Annotated in this window: 1 protein-coding gene (cut by both window edges); it reads left to right on the plus strand. The window is 59.4% G+C overall.

The whole window is internal to an Ig-like domain-containing protein gene (locus Pla52nx_RS06245; RefSeq protein ID WP_231741926.1) on the plus strand: the coding sequence, 41,904 nt in all, runs 13,483 nt past the left edge and 11,088 nt past the right edge, and what appears here is coding positions 13,484-30,816 — codons 4,495 (partial) to 10,272 (complete); the first complete codon in view begins at position 3. The start codon and the stop codon both lie outside this window.

Here is a 17,333-nt window from a genome sequence, read left to right on the forward strand (position 1 = left end):
GATTGTGGTACGGACACGATCCGACGCTGGAGGCGCCGATCGATCCCAACGCACAGGATTTTTCGTCGGATTCGCTGTCGTTCCTGGGGATTCTGCAAAACCCCAATCCGATCGCTGAGTTGCCTTCGTTTGAGGATTACGATCTGGGTTTGAGCAACAACACGCATTTTCAAACCATGCGGGTTTATGTTCCTTGGGTGCCGTTCGGAAAACGCAGCAGTGGGATACCGGCCGATTATCAGATCAACGGGATCACGCCCAACGACGAGCAAGCGTTCTTTCCGCTGAACTTGGGCGAGTACTACGAGACGCAGGGCCAAAGCGTCGGCGCGGCATCACAAACCGGTCCCTTCACTTTGGAAACCGGTGGGTTTGTTCCTGGTGGCGAACCGTTGCCGTTTACGATTCACTTTCAGAACGATCCCAACGCGACACGCTACGCGAACGAGATTCGTGTGGTGGTGCCGTTGGATGAGAACGTCGATTCGCGGACGTTTCGACTGGGCGATATCAAGATCGGTGACATCACGATCCGTATGCCCAGTGGTCGCGGTTTGTATCAAGGCGAATTTGATTTCGTCGAGACGCTGGGGTTCAACGTACGTGTCAGCGCCGGCGTGGACTTGAAATCCGACTCGGCGACTTGGTTGATCCAAGCCATCGATCCCCTGACCGGTGCCGTCCGCACGGACACCAATGGGGGACTGTTGGCACCGAACAATGCGCGGGGACAGGGAGCCGGCTTTGTTTCGTACAGCGTGGAGCTGGCCGACGATGCGCCGACGGGATCAACCATCACCGCGTCGGCTCGCGTGTTGCTGAACAATGCGCCGCCGGAGGATGTCCCTGAACTGACTTATTTGGCCGACGCGACCGCGCCGACGACAACGCTGACCGTTTCACCGCTGAATGATCAAGCCGACTTTGTCGTGCGGTGGGATTCGGTCGACGATCCCGGCGGCAGCGGGTTCAAACATGTGACGTTGTATGTTGCCGAGGATGGCGGCGATTTCAAGATTTGGAAGCGTCAGTTGTCGGACGCGGTAGGCGAAGAGATTTATGTCGGACGTGTCGGGCACACATACGAGTTCGTTGCCCTGGCGAGCGACTCGGCGGGTAATCGCGAAACGCTGCCGACCGATGCGGAAGTCCCCGATGACGGCACGACAACTGCGCTGGGCGAGTTGCCGCAAGTCGACCAGACGACGCGACCGAATTTTGGCCAGCCGCCGCTGCCCACGACCGCACCCTCGACCAACCCGTTGTTCACCCAAGCCGAGCGACGGGTGCCGTCGCTGGTTTCCACCTCGTCACCGTCGGATTTTGATGTCGTGCTGCAACCGTTTACGGCAAGGACCTTTGCCGATGGATTCGATGTCACTGCGGTGGGCGTCGGTTCGTCTGGCATCGGACCGATGGCGATCGTCGAAACGCCCGACGGCGACGTATTGATCAGCGGCGGACCGGCGCGAAATCAACTGTATTTATTTGACGCTGACGGTGGTACCGCCAATGGTGTTTGGGCGGAACTGCCGCATCCGGTCTTTAACCTTGCGTTTGATATCGACGGCCGATTGTGGGCGACCACCGGTGGCGGACCGCTGTTGGAACTGGACCCGATCGACGGCGCGATCCTTGCCGAGCACGGTGAAGGATTGACGATGGGCTTGGCGGTCGACCCGTCCACCGGCGATTTGATGGTCGGATCACGGCATGGCGTCGAGCGTTTTGACCGAGTCACCGGTGCCTTCACTCGTTTCAGCCGCGACCAAGATCTCCGCGTCGGTTCGTTGGCGTTTGCCAACGATGGAACACTGTGGGCGGTCCAGTGGCCGCAGCGAGATGCGGTGGTGCGATTCAACCCACTCGGACGCGCCGAGACGATATTGACGTTTGATTCGCCGGTTGACTCGATCGCGTTTGGTGGGGCGGGAACTGAGTTGGAGGGGCTGCTGTTCGTTTCGCACACCACAGGCGAGACGGGTCTGGGCGCCAGTGTTGCGCAAGGTGAGAACAGCGAACTGACGATGGTCGACGTCGCGACCTTGCGCACGGTGGCGGTCGCCAGCGGTGGCACGCGAGGCGATGTGGTTGCGACGACCAGTGACGGCCGCGTGTTGTTGAGTCAGTCCGATCAAGTCGACGTGTTGAGCCCGCTGTCGATCCCTGAAATCTTGGCCACCAACCCCGCAGAACAGACCGTCGTCGCGTTGCCGCTGGGAATGATCAGCGTGACGTTCAGCGAAGACATGTTCACCGGTTCGGGCGATGAGCTCCACTCGGTGATCAATCCGGGCAATTACGCGGTACGTGCCGACGGCGGCGAACATCCCGTGGTCACCGACGTGCGTTATCACTCACAAAGCCGTACGGCGTACTTGTTCGTCGACGGTCTGACGCCCGGTGACCAGACGTTGTACATCGGCGCGGGAATCGAAAGTGCGGGCGGCTACTCGTTGGCGGCCGGTTTCAAAGTCCACTTCACGGCGATCAGCGAATTTTCGGCGCTGGTCGATATCACACTGAGTGACTCGCGTTTGGATCGGCAAACGCAAGCGATCAGTTACGAGGTCACGATTCGTAACGATGGCGATTACGATCTGCTGTTGCCGATGATGCTGGCACTCGATCCGGCCGAGCATGTCGATTCGGTTCCCGGTCAGCCCGCGACTTCCGGTGGCGGCGGTCGATGGTTGTTCGGTTTGCAAGACGATGTTCCTGGGGGCGTATTGCTACGACCGGGTGAGTCGACGACGGCCAAGACCATTCGCTTGCTCGCGCCGGGCTACGACACCGCAGACTTCTTGCCCGGTGTCCTGGCGACCGCTTCACCGAACTTGCGACCAGGATTTGATTCCACGGCAATCGACAGCGTGACCGCCGGATCGTTGTATCAGTACAACGCCAACGCGGTGGACCCCGACGGTGTGGCGATCGCCTATTGGTTGCATCGCGGGCCGGACGGCATGACGGTTGATCCCGCGACCGGCCTCGTGACTTGGCAAACATCGATCGATGTGCCTGCGGAGAACGAAGTCACCTTGTACGCCTTTGATTCTCGGGGCGGATTCACGACGCAAAATTGGACGTTGAACGTCGCCGGTGGAAATCAAGCTCCCCAGTTCATCGATGCGCCCGATGTCGCCGAGATCAGCGAAAACGAAACGCTGCGTTTGGATGTGAACGTCTTGGATGCCGATGGCGATCCCGTCAGCGTTTGGATTGATGGTTTGCCACCGGGTGCATTTTTTGATACCGCGACCGAGACGCTGTGGTGGTCGCCGGGCAGTCAAGCCGCCGGGGTGTATCGCGATGTGACGTTGTTTGCGATCGACGGGGTCAACACCGTCAGTCATTCGTTCGACGTCCTGGTCTCACAAGCAGACCGACCGCCGGTCTTGTCGCCGTTGTTGCCGGTGACGCTACGCGAAGGCGACCGGTGGACTTACCGTGTCATGGCGGACGATCCCGACGGCGATGCGTTGCTGTTCACCAGCAGCAACTTGCCGACAGGCGCAACGCTGGATGCTCGCACCGGCGTGTTGCGTTGGGAGGTCGGTTTTGACGAGGCTGGTGTAAAAGTCATTCCGATCACCGTGACCGCCAACGGCCAATCGGATTCGGCGGACTTGACGGTCGATGTATTGAACGCGAACGGCGCGCCGCTGTTCGACTCGATGAGAGGCTGGACGGTTGAGGAAGGCCAGACGTTGTCGATCACCTCGTTCGCAACCGATCCCGATCACCCGGAGTTTGAACTGCCCACGAGATTGCTCGATGGCAGCTTGAATCCCGCCGGATTGGTTTCACCGGTGAGCTACTCCGTGACGGGGCTTCCCGACGGAGCGACCTTCGACGCCGAAACCGCCACGTTGACGTGGACGCCGCGGTTCGATCAATCGGGGGACTATCAAGTCGAATTCACCGCGACGGACGATGGAGACTCCACCGGCAATCCGATCACGATTCGTTCTTTGGTGCCGATCCGCGTGCGTGACATCAATCAACGTCCGCAAATCGATCCGATTGCGAACGTGTCACTGACGCGCGGCGAGATGGTTGACATTCCCGTCACGGTGTTTGATCCCGATGGTGACACGGTCACCTTGGTTGCCGCGAACGGGTTGCCCGGGTTACCGTTGCCCGGTTTCGTGACCTTTACCGATCACAGCAACAACGGAGGCGTGTTTTCGTTCGCTCCCGGTCCCGGTGACCGCGGCAACTACACGCTGTCGCTGATCGCCAGCGACGACGGGGCGACTCATGGACGTGGTGCAATCGAGACGACACAGTATGACTTCGTCGTCACGATCGTGTCACCAAACGACCCGCCGGTGTTGCAGCCCGTTTCATCAATGGTGGTGGTCGCGGGCGACTTGCTGCGTTTGCCATTGAAGACGACGGATATCGATCAAGAACCGTTGACGTACACCCTGGATGGCTTGCCCAGCGAAGCACGAATCGTGGAGGGCGCGAGGTACGGAGAAGCGTTGTTGAACTGGGATCCAACGGCAGCCGACATCGGTGTCTACACGGTGACGGTCACAACAACGGATACCGGAAACGGCAACGCGGCTGACGTTTTGTCGGACAGTGAAACCTTCACCATCGAAGTCCGAGCGACCAACGCCGCTCCGACACTTGCTGCGGTCACGCCCCAGACGACCGACGAAGCAGCACGGTTGCAGTTGCAGTTTCCCGCGACGGACACCGACGGTGACACGCTGCGTTGGACGGCGGAAGGCCTGCCCAGTGGTGCGAAGCTCGATCCGCTCAATGGCAACTTCACCTGGACGCCGAGTTTTGAACAATCCGGCAACTACACAATCGACGTGACGGTGTCGGACGGATCGGCGAGCGATACCGCCAGCCAAGTCATCACGGTGACGCCGATCAACCGCGCGCCGATCCTCGCTTATCCCGCTCCGCAGTTCGGTCGCGAAGACGCATTCATTGATTTTCGCATCGTCGGTGCCGATCCCGATGGCGGTTCGGTCACGTTGGCCAGCGGTGACCTGCCCGTCGGAGCAACGTTCGACACCAGCACCGGTCGGTTTCGCTGGCGACCGGGGTTCGATCAAGCCGGTGAGTACTCGGTCGACTTTACCTTGACCGATCCCGACGGCGCGTCGGATTCGATCAGCGTTCCGATCACGATCGACAACGTCAATCGATCGCCGGTGATCACCAGTCAGCATCATCAGGTCGTCGTCGGACGGTCAGTGGAGTTCGACGTCGGGGCGACAGATCCGGACTTGGACGACACGTTGACTTACACGGCGTACGGATTGCCCGAGGGTGCGACGATCGATTCGGCGACGGGGCAAGTCAGTTGGGTTCCCAATCCGGGACAGCTCGGTTTGTTCGTCGTCGATGTGCGCGCCTCCGATGGACTTGCCCAGACGAGTCAGATCTTCACGATCGAGTCCGCTGCGACGATCACCCCGCCGGATGTTCGCATCGTTGTCACACCGAGCTTCCCCGCGCTCCCCGGCCAGAGTTTGCGTGTTCAAGTCATCGCGGACAGTGGCACCGAGATCCAAGCTTTGAGCCTGACGCGTGACGGACAACCGGTAACGCTGGACGCCGATGGCAGGGCGACGATCGTGGCCGGCACGCCGGGCAAAGAAAACTTGGTCGCAACGGCCACCGATGCGGGTGGATTCGTCGGCCAGACGACCGAAGTGTTGCGTGTTCGCGATGTCACCGACACGCTGCCGCCGCAGTTGAATCTATCGATGGATGTTTCCTTGTTGTCCAGTGAAACGTCGGTAACGGCATCGATTGTGGACAGCAATTTGGATGACTGGACGCTTGCGATCGCACCACGCGGCAGCGGTGAGTATCGTGAAATCGCCCAAGGTGAATCCACCGGTCAAGACATCCCCGTCGCATCGATCGATCCGGCAAACCTTGCCAACGGATTCTACACATTGCGTTTGTCGGCTCGCGACATCGGTGGGCGGCAAGCCGCGACGACGTGGGATATCGAAGTCAACTCGGTGGTGAAAACCGATGCGGTGATCCGCACCGATGTGGACGCGTCGTGGAATGTCGACGGCAAACCCTTTGTCATCTCACGGCAATATGACTCGCTGCAAATCACTCAGTCGGGAACGCTCGGGGACGCGTGGCGATTTGTGCTCGGCGACACACGACTGCAGTTGGGGACGGAGCCTGCCCAACGTGACAGTGGTGCCGATGCGGAGGAACTTGCGGCGATCGGGGTCTTCGCACCGCTTGCGATCGGTGATCGAGTTTACTTGGATCTGCCGGATGGACGTCGCGCCGGGTTCACTTTTCAACCGACCCCCGTTCAACCCTTCAGTCAAACGCCATCGTTGGTTTTCTATGAACCCGTGTGGGTTGCCGACGAGGGAGTCGAGTACGAGCTTCGTTCGCTGGATCGGTTGCTGACGCTGGGCGGTGATCGCTTGTACGACCAAGCGACGGGGCAGCCCTATCATCCAGGCAACGCGTTGTTGGGTGACGATGCCTATCAGTTGGTTGCTCCCGATGGCAGCATTGATGTCCTCAATGCGTCGGGCAAGGTGACACGCAGAGCGTTTGCCGATGGCGATGTTTGGCGATTCAGTGATAGCGGTGTGACGTTTGCCGACGGTTCACAGATCGCAATGATCACGGATGATGCCGGACGCTTGGTTTCGATCCGAACGGCGACGGACGACATTCACTATCGTTACGACGCCCAGGGGCGATTGATCGAAGTAGCCGGATCGGTCAGCGGTTCGCTGCATCGTTATGGGTATGAATCGTCAGATGTTTCTCGATTGACAGTGGCCGTCAGTGAACTGGGGGACAATCGCTCGTATCCCGACGACGTGGCATTGACGGGCGACTTGGGACGCGCGGCGGATTTCGCCGGCAATCGGGTGATCGCCCAATTGGATGCCGGTGAACAACACCAGTACGCGTTGACCATCGACGCGGATCAGTTGGCGTCGACCACCGAGGGAGTGGTTTGGCTCAGGGTGATTACGGAGCGATATCGTAGCTTGCTGGTCACCGACACACCGGAAATCCTTGGCATGCAACCGGTCTCACGTAGCGTCGATGGCGATCGCACCGTCGCCCTGTATTTGATCCAGCGTCCTGATTTGTATTTGTTGCAAGTCCGTGGGGCGAGCGCGGAGGATGAGGGACAGTATCGGTTGTCGGTCGACGTGGTCGGCGATGTGAATGCCGACGGAGTGGTCGATGGAGTCGACAGTGAACTGCTCAGCCGCTCCCTGGGAACCTTCGTCGGTGAACGAGGATTCAACGCGGCTGCCGATTTTGATGCCGACGGTGTGATCTCGGCGTCGGATCAACAGTTGCAAGCCGCGAACTTTGGTTTCACATCGGCCTACACCAGCGTCGCCCTCTCGGACCGATTCGTTGTCGTCCCCGGTTTTCCCGTCGTCAGTCCTGATCCCGGCAGCGGACCAGGCGCGCCGGTGGATCCGCCGGTTGATCCATCAACCGGCAGCGAACCGCGTGATTCATTGCCACCGGCGGCCGATCCGACGATTGATCCGCCACCTGTCATTCCTGGGTCGCTTGCACCGACAACGGGGGCGACGTTTGCGATTCGAAACGGACGGTTCGACGCGGGTGGTGCCGACTGGTCGACCAGCGGCAACGTGGACTTCGTCGGCGGTTTGGCCACGCTGGGTGAATCGTCGACGCAGCGCGCGTCACTGCGTCAAGCGTTCTTTGTGCCCGCTGATGCGGAGATCTTGCGGTTTGCGATTCCAGAAATGGCTTTGCATCAAACCGATGGCCGAGCCTCCGATGCGTTCGCCGTGGCGTTGTTGGATGCCAGCACGTTGGCACCACTGGCAGGGACCACGGGACGAACCGGTAGCGACTCCTTGTTGAACATCCAAAGCGATGGAGGCTACACCGCCAGTGCGAACGTGATCGTGGGTGATTCCGACTCCGAGGATCCGTCGGCCGATTTGGGTGGTCAGATTTCCGCAGGGATGCTGTTGGTCCAAATCGACATCAGCGACATTCCCGTAGGAACGCTTGCGGTGTTGTCGATGGATCTGCTCGGGTTCGCCGACGTGGATAGTTTTGTTTCCATCGACAACGTCTATCTGATGACCGGCGCATTGAAAACGCCGACGGCTGAGACGGATTTGGCGTCGACCGACGAAGACACCGTGGTGGTGATCGAAGTGCTGGCGAACGATTCGGCGAATCAATCACAACTGGATCCCCGATCGATCGTGATCGAAACTCCGCCGCTGCACGGTGAACTGTTCATCAGCGACTTGGACGGGTCGGTCACCTACTCGCCCGATCCCGATTATTCGGGGAACGATTCGTTCGTCTACACCGTGGCGGATGCCGACGGATTTGTCTCCAACCAAGCCTTCGTCAGCATCACGGTCAACCCCATCACCGACACGCCCGAATTGTTGACCGAGACGATTCGTGGTGCGCAGGACACCGCGTTGCCGGTTCCGATTGCGGCCTCTGCGATGGATCTCGACGGCAGCGAAGAAATCATGGTCACGATCGACTCGCTGCCTCAAGGAGCCACGCTCTCTCACGGGACGCGGATATCTGGGCAAAAGTATGAGCTGGGTGTCGACGAACTATCCGAGTTGACGATCTCGCCGTCGTCGGGGTGGAGCGGTCAAGCGGAATTGGACGTGACGGTCATCGCAATCGACCAAACCGCCGAACCCGTGATTGTATCCAATAAGCTGTTGCTGTCCGTCGAGAGCACAGTCGTCTCGCCGCTCTCGATCAACGATTTCACAGTGAACGAGGGCGAAGCTCAGCGTTCCCTGTTGCACACCCTGTCGGTCACCTTCAATCAAGACGTTTGGATCGTCGATCCGGCAAGCGACATCTACATCGTGCGATCCGATGGAACCGAAACGCTCCTCAATCCCAAACGGTTCACGTACAACGGCATCACTCATGAACTGTCGATCGACGTCGATGGTTTGCTGACGGCCGATGGACAGTATTACTTGATGATGCGAGCCGCTGGCATCGCGTCCAACGAGAACCGCTTGCAGACCTTGGCTGCGGGTCCAGAACTCGGCGGTGATTTCGTGCCGCTGCCCTTCCATCGCTTGCTTGCCGACGCCGATGGCAACAACGTGGTCGACAACGCGGACTGGCAGATGATTCGCACAAGTCTGCCGTCGTTCGAAGGCGACCCGACGTTTCGACGGGAAAATGATTTGACCGGCGAAGGAATCGTCGATCGGCACGACTTCATCGCATGGCGTGGGCAAACGGGTCGAACCACCGATGACTTGCCACCCGCCATCTTGGCGTCGATCACGTTGCCCAATAACGGTTTGCCATTGGTCAACGCGTACCAAAGCGATGCCGAATTGGCGTTGGCACTCAATGATGTCAGCGAATTGGAATCCGTCACCCTTCGCGTGAACGATTCCACCGATGTCGAGATCATCGGTCAACTGACCTCCGCGAACTCGCTTCGCACTCCCATCGCTGACTTGTTCGCACTGACTGGTCAAACCTTGACGGAGGGCAGCCACACAATCACGTTGTCTGCTCGCGACGTGTTTGGAAATCAGTCGGATGAGTTAGTGATCGATTTCGAGATCGATGAAACCGCGCCTCCTACTCCGACGCAGCCAGTTGTCTTGGATGGCGACGGGAATGAAGTCACCGCGACGACGATCGGCTCCAAGAGCTTCATCGTCCGATCGGTCGGCGAGACGGATAGTATCGTTCGCTTGTACCGCGACGGACAAGAAATCGGATTGGGCATCGCGGCAAGCCCGGTGGACTTTGACGTCAACCTCGGCGCTTTGCCCGACGGAACGTACACGTTCGCTACGAGCGCCGAAGACCCGACGGGTAACCGCAGCGCAACCACGGACGCGTTGCAAATCACGATCGATACAACGGCTCCGTTGATCCCCGTCCTGGATCTCAACCCGGCGTCGGACACCGGCTCCCTCGGCGATCAAACGACGGACTCAGACACGGTCACGATCGTGGGACAAACGGAATCCGGCGCAGTGATCACGCTGATCGGCACCGGCGTGACGACGACCGCGGACGCGAATGGTGATTTCCAGATCACCGGCGTTCCACTACGGTTTGGTCCCAACACGGTCACGATTTCAGCAGCCGACGCACTGGGCAACACGCGTCAACGATCGATCAATCTGTTCCGCCCGCGTTTGGAGTCCGTTCCGCCCACGTTGGCTGTCAGCTTGGCCGATGACACGGGATTGTATTTCAACGACGGCGTCACGTCGGACATGACTTTCAGCGGCGCGATCGATGATGTTTCCGGCGTCGGCACTTTGACCGTCTCGGTGAACAATGGTGACTTTGTCGATGTGTCCTCTGCTCTCAACGGCACGACGTTCTCGGTGACGCAAGCGATCTTGGAAACGGCGATCGGCGGGCCGCTTGCCGATGGACAGCACACGCTCGCGTTTGTCGCCACCGACATTTACGACAACGTGTCGGCTGTGAGTGAAATCGTGGTCGATCTCGACACAAACGCACCGGACAGTCCGTCGGGCCTGCATCTTTCGCCGAGAAGTGATCTCGGTCGCAGCGATTTCGACGGCATCACCAACCAGACAACGCTTTCCTTTTCGCTTCGTCTGACGGAACTTTCCACGGTGGACGTTTTCGTCGATGGGGTCCCACACGGCAAGTTCTCGTTGCCCCGCGGGGACGCCGAAGTCACTTTGACAGGTTTGGATGCGGGCTCGCACAGCATCACCGCCACGGCGACCGACGTCGCCGGAAACGTCAGCATCGCAAGCACTCCGGCTGTCGTTTCAATCGACTTGACGCCACCCGAGACGATATCCGCCGCCGTGACGCTGCCGAGTATCGGTACGGACAGCGGCTTGATCGTCGGTGCGACCGAACCAGACGCGACGGTGCTGTTGTATCGCGGGTTGGATTCACAGAATGTGATCGGTTCGGTGACCGCAGGGTCGGACGGAAGCTTTGATTTCGCCGATGTTCGATTCGCCAGCGGATTGAACCGCTTTCGCGTGGTCGCTCAAGACATCGCGGGCAACGAAACCGAGACAACGCTTGCCGTTCGCTACGACGCACCGGATCTTTCGCCGCCTGCGATTCATGTCACGCTGGCCAACGACACCGGGAGTTCGGACTCGGATCGATTGACCAACGATCCGACGGTCAGCGGAATGGTGGACGACGCCAGCCGAATCGCAAGTTTTCAAATCAGCGTGGGCAATAGCCCGTTTGTCAACTCGCTCGGTTCGCTCAGCGACAATCGCTTCACGATCACGCGATCGATTTTGGAAACGATCGCCGGCTCAGCGTTGCCTGACGGCGAAACCACGGTTCGCCTGCGTGCGACGGATGAACATGGGCACATCTCGGCGATCGAGTCGATGCAGTTTCAGCTTGATACGACACGACCCGACACGCCGACACCGCTTGTATTGGATCAGGCGACGGATTCGGGAACTCCCGGCGATGGGTTTACCAACAGTCCCGTGATCACGTTCACCACATCGGTCGACGCGACCGATGCGGAAGTGATCTTGTTTGCTGACGGAGAAGAGATCGCTCGGCAACCAGCCGGTGCCAACGTAACGTTGACCACCGACAGCCTGCCTGATCGAGTCCGTTACGTCGCCCAATCGGTGGACACAGCGGGCAACGTCAGCTTCTTCACCGCACCACGCTTCATCACGTTTGACGATGTATTCACGACGCCGACGGTCGGGTTGCTGTCCACGCAACAACGAGTGGACTTGGGTAGCAATCTGCACACCACGACGGCGTCAGTGACTCTGACGGGGACGGCGGAAGCGGGGGCGAGGCTTGAACTGGAGGGGCTGCCGAATTTCGCGGAAGCCGACGAATTTGGTCGGTTTACGATCGCCGATGTTGTGCTGACTCCGGGCACAAATTCGCTTCGTGTTCTCGCTTCGGACATGGCGGGCAACGCGGCGACTGTTGATTTGGAAATCGTTTTCGTCGATGCTGATGGGCCGGTGTTTGATCTTGATTTGGCAAACGACACGGGACGCAGCGACACGGACGCGCGAACGCAAGATCCGACTTTCACCGGAACGCTCAGCGACGCTTCGGAAATCGTAACGCTGCTGGCGTCACTGAACGGTTTTCCGCCGGTCGACATCACCGCGGCACTTAACGAAGACGCTCTGTCGATCGACATGGCTTCCTTAGAAACGATCCTGGGGCAAACGCTGGTCGACGGCCGATACGCGTTGGCACTGCAAGCGACCGATGCGGCAGGTAATGTTTCCGAAACCGAGTTTCAGTTCGACCTCGACCGCACCGGCCCGCCATTGCAGTCCGGCCCGGATCTCGTCACGTCCAGCGATCTAGGGCACGATCCATTCGATAACTTGACCGCGACGACGCAGCCCGTTGTGCGTTTGTTCGCCGAGCGGGGTGCATTGGTCAAATTCTACGTGGACGATGTGCTGGCAGGCGAAGTCTATTCGACCGGCGTGGCGCAATACACGCTGCCCGCAATGATGGGTGGATCTTTCAACGTGACCGCGACGATCGAAGACGCGGCGGGGAATGTCGCCGGGCCGTCGGATCCGTTGGTGTTGACGATTGACGACTCGGCACCGGAATTGATTTCACTGGAGATGCTGGCGTTCCACCGCAGCGGTGTCTCGGACACACACACGACGGATGATCAAATCACCTTGATCGGGACGGCCGAACCCGGCAGCCGTATCACGATGACGGGACAGAGCGAATCGCCGATCGCGGACGCGGCGGGCATGTTTGTGTTTGTCGTGGATTTGGCGGTCGGAGCAAACGAGTTCATGGTGGCGGCCGAAGACGTCGCGGGCAACATCACGGAAAGAAACTTCGTGTTCACGCGTGGCGAGTTGTTGCCGCCGACGTTTGTGTTGAACGTCGACCGCTTCAGCGAAGCCCAACCGCCTGGCGTCACCGGAACACTACGCGCCGAAAACCCGATCACCTCGGCGTTGGTCAGTACCGACCCGAACTTTGCCGTCGGCGTCGTTGACTTGACGCCTTATGTGTCGGGATCGCAACTGGCGTTGACGCCGACCGACTTGGAATTCATCCACGGTTCCTTCTTTGGTGCCGGCGAACACACGATTTACTTCACCGCCACCGACAGCACAGGACGCGTGGCTGATCCGACCAGCGTCAGCTTCGCGATCGATGGGACGCGACATGCGAGCTTGCAGTCCACGGTCACGTCGCTTGGCGGAGACAACTATCGCTACTCGATCTCGGCCACCGCGCCGACCGACATTAGCGAGCGTTTGGATTCGCTCAGCGTGCCTGTTGATCCCACGCTGGTCGCAACGGATTTCCTGACGCCCCCGGGTTGGTCGGTGGCGTACGCGGCCGGGGATCCCGCGATCACTTGGACGCCAAACGATCCCGTCGACGGATTGCAGAACGGAGACACCGCACTGTTTGCGTTCACCATCGAATCCGCACCGACGCGAGGCATCGTCAGCACCGATCTGACGGACTTGGGCAATGCGGGCGAGCAACGAACGGTGGCCGTCGAGTTGCAAATCCCATCACCTGCGGGACTGATTGCCGTCAGCGATTTTTACGAGTCGCTGGCCAACCAAACGCTGAATGTTTCTGCGGTCAATGGAGTGTTGGCTAACGACGCAGCGTCCGTCACCCAATTGTTCGACTTCGACGCCTCGACACGCTGGGGAGCCACGGTATCGGTCGGCGGCGACGGCGTCTTGACGGTCTCACCCGGATCGGTCTACCAAGGTATCGGCGTGGGAGAAATCGTATCCGATCATTTCACCTACACCGTTCGCGCCGCCGACAGTAGTTTGCACACGGCGACCGTGTTCTTGAGCGTTGCTGGCGAGAATCAAGCACCGATTGCCGTGGATGATTCTCCGACGGCTCAGACACCTTCGTTGTACACGAGAGCCGACGCTGTCTTGACGATCGATTCGGTGGATCTGTTACGAAACGACATCGATCCAGACGCAAACGATTTCCTGCAAATCAGTGCGATCGACGCGACCAGTGAACTCGGGGCGACGGTCAGCTTTGTGGACGGTCAGATCAGTTATGACGCGACAGCGATTGGCGTGCTGACATCGCTGGCCGCAGGGCAGCACATGATCGATCGTGTTCAGTACACGATCACGGATCCGTCAGGGCTCACCGATACCGCGTTTGCCGAAATTTGGGTGCAAAGCCCGGTCAACGTCGCACCGACAGCCATCGCGACCATCGTTGAGATCACGGAAGACGGCGTCTTGATCACGCCCGCCGAAATCGACTTGGCCAACGGCGCTGCGGACTCGGACAGCTTGCCCGCCGACGGTCCACTCGTGGTCTTCGCCGAAACGGTCACCAGTTCACTGGGTGCGACGGTCACGCTCCACAACGACGGCACTTTTGAATACGACGCTTCGTTGGTCGCTGCCATCCAATCGCTTGCACCTGGTCAAACACTCACGGACGACTTTGTATTCCGGGTCACCGACGGGATCGATGTTTCCACACCGGCAATCGTGACCCAGAGAGTCAACGGACTCAACGACGCACCAGCCGCGGTGGACGATGTCTACCTAGGACTTTCGGCCGACGGTTTGTTGACCACCACCGTTGCAAACGGGTTGCTCGCCAACGATTCGGATCCCGATTCGCCGCCACCGTTGTTCGTCGACCCAAGCCAAACGCCGTTGCTCAGCGCCGGCGGTGCAACGATCACTCTGCGTCCCGACGGCACTTTTGATTACGAACCCGGAGCCGCCTTTGCGTATCTCGCTGCGGGTGTTCAGACCACCGACACGTTCCAATACACGGTGGTAGATAACCGTGGAGCTGAATCGGTCGCAACGGTGACGATCGAGATCATAGGCGTCGACGACGCACCGGTCGCCGGCACCGATGGAATTGAACGCGGATTCTGGACCGTCGCGTCACAGAAAATCGAAGTCCCCGCCAGCGAAGGCGTTTTGGCGAACGACTTCGATTCCGACGACGACAGCGGCACGATCTTGGCAGCCTCGTTTGACGGTCTGTCGCAATACGGCGCGCGAGTCATCGTCAACGCCGACGGCAGTTTCAGCTACGACCCAACGGTCAGCCAAGCGTTGCAGGATCTGCAAGCCGCAGGCACCGACGTCGTCGACACGTTCACCTATACGGTCCAAGAAGTCGCCGGAGTCTCGCCCGACTCGATCAACGCGAAAGCAAAATCAAGTGGACCATCGCCCGCCGATTCCCCCACCGCCAGCAGCAGCGGCGTCGTGGAAATCATTCTCCGCAGCGGACCGAGTTCGTACAGTTTTGACTTGGTCGCTGAAGGCTACGACCGCATCGGCGACGGCGTCTCGATCAACAACTGGGGCAACGTGGCCTACTCGGCGACCAAGCAGGGTCACGATAGCCTCTTTGTCTGGAATGAAGACACCGGCCCGCTGTCGCTGATCCCCGAATCATTCGCGTTTGGTGACAGTAGTGTCTCGCCACCGCCACGCGACGAAACCAACGCTGCGCCGTCGATGTCGTTCAGCGACACCGTCCAGATCAACGACAACAACGCCGTCTTTGCGCAACGTCAAATGAGCGCCAGGGGAATGATGGGCATCCTGCCAATGGGCGCGCCTTTGCTGGAGTTCGTCGACTTGCTGCTGACGTACACCGAGTTGTGGAACGGTGATCGCGTCTTGAACGGTGACCGCTATGGTTCCCCCAAACAGATTGCGGTGGGCGACCTGGGATTGGCCAACGCCGGTTTGCGATGGGGCAATCCGCTGATGTTGGATTTCCAATTGGGATTGTTGACGTCTGTCGTCCCCGGCGCAGTCGGCTTTGGAATCACCGCCTCCCTCACGATGGTCCCGCGAGTTTGGACGATCAATCCGCTTTGGGCCAGCGCTTACTTTACCCCCGCCAACCCTGTCTGGAACGCGCTGCAAGATCCGGATGACTTTGACCCCAAAGTACTCAACGGGGTTTCGTTGGCGACATCGTTGATGCCGATCTTTGTTCCACAGCTTTATGTCTCGCCCTTCACCGCCGTCTATCCCACCACGGCGTCGGTCAACAATCTGGGGCAGTCCGTTTTCATCGCCGACACCAACGACTACCAAACCGATGCGGGTTTGAAAGTCGTCACGTATGGCGAAGACCGCGGGCAACCGTATCGCAGCGTCGATACCAGCGAGCCGATCAAGAACATTCAAATTTCCGACACGGGATGGAGCGCGTTCGTCCAAGGCGAATCGGTCCGCGCGATGGACCTCGATGGCAACGTCAGCGACTTTGGCATGTCGGTGATCGGTGATGAAATCGCGATCAGTGACACCGGGATCATCGCCGCTGCCGCCGAAGGACCACTGGGACGCGGAATCTACGCCATCGATCCCGAAAGTGGACGTTGGTTGAAGGTTGTCGGAGAATCTGGCGACTCCGTGATCGACTCCAACGAAGTCGACGTGGATGGGATCGGGTTTGGAGGCATCGCAGCCATTCTGGACGGGCCAATCGGAATCAACGGACTGCTCAGTGCCGGCAGTGACGACAACGGAGACCCCGAAGGCGGCACCAGCAATGACGGTTCCGAGGAAGAGGAAGAACGCAAGGTCGGTACGGCAGGCGGACTGGTCGGCGCGATCGGTTCGTCAGCCGGCGGCGCACCCGGTACGCCGTACCTGACGGTGACCTTCATGGCACGGGACAACCAAGGCAAAGAAGGTTTGCACTCCGCCCGGTTCTTTTTCCCGTCCGACGTCGATCAACAAGTCGTACCGCAACCCTCCTTCCTGGGACACGCCAAAGTCGTCGACATCGGCGAGATGCTACCAGGCATCGGAACGGTCGACTCCATCAACGGTTTCGACATCATCAACAACTCCGGACAGATCGCATTCAAAACGGACACCCAGGTCATCCGAGCAAACCCGCCGGTCTTTGCCACCGGGGATGTGATCTATGCTTTCGAGAATCGCAAACTCAGCGAGAACTCGACCTTCGATCGCGTCGATGGCGCCGCTGTCGCTTCCTTCGTCGCCGGGGACCCCGAATCGACAGCCGATCAGTACGTCGCCACGGTCGACCTCGGCGATGGAACGATCGTGACCGGCGAAGTTCGAGCGAAAGTCGTGGCGGGAAACGTGATCCCGCTCAACTACGAAGTCATCGTGGAGCACGAATACAAACGGGAAGGGCCTTACGCCATCACGGTCCAAATCCAAGACACCAAGAACCGCACCGGTGGACTTGCCGTCAGCCTTGCCAATGTCATCAACGTCGAGAACGAAGAAGACATCGAGAAACTGTCGCTGGTCGATGACGAAGGAAACTCGGTCAAACCA

The sequence above is a fragment of the Stieleria varia genome, from assembly GCF_038443385.1.
GTDB lineage: Bacteria > Planctomycetota > Planctomycetia > Pirellulales > Pirellulaceae > Stieleria > Stieleria varia.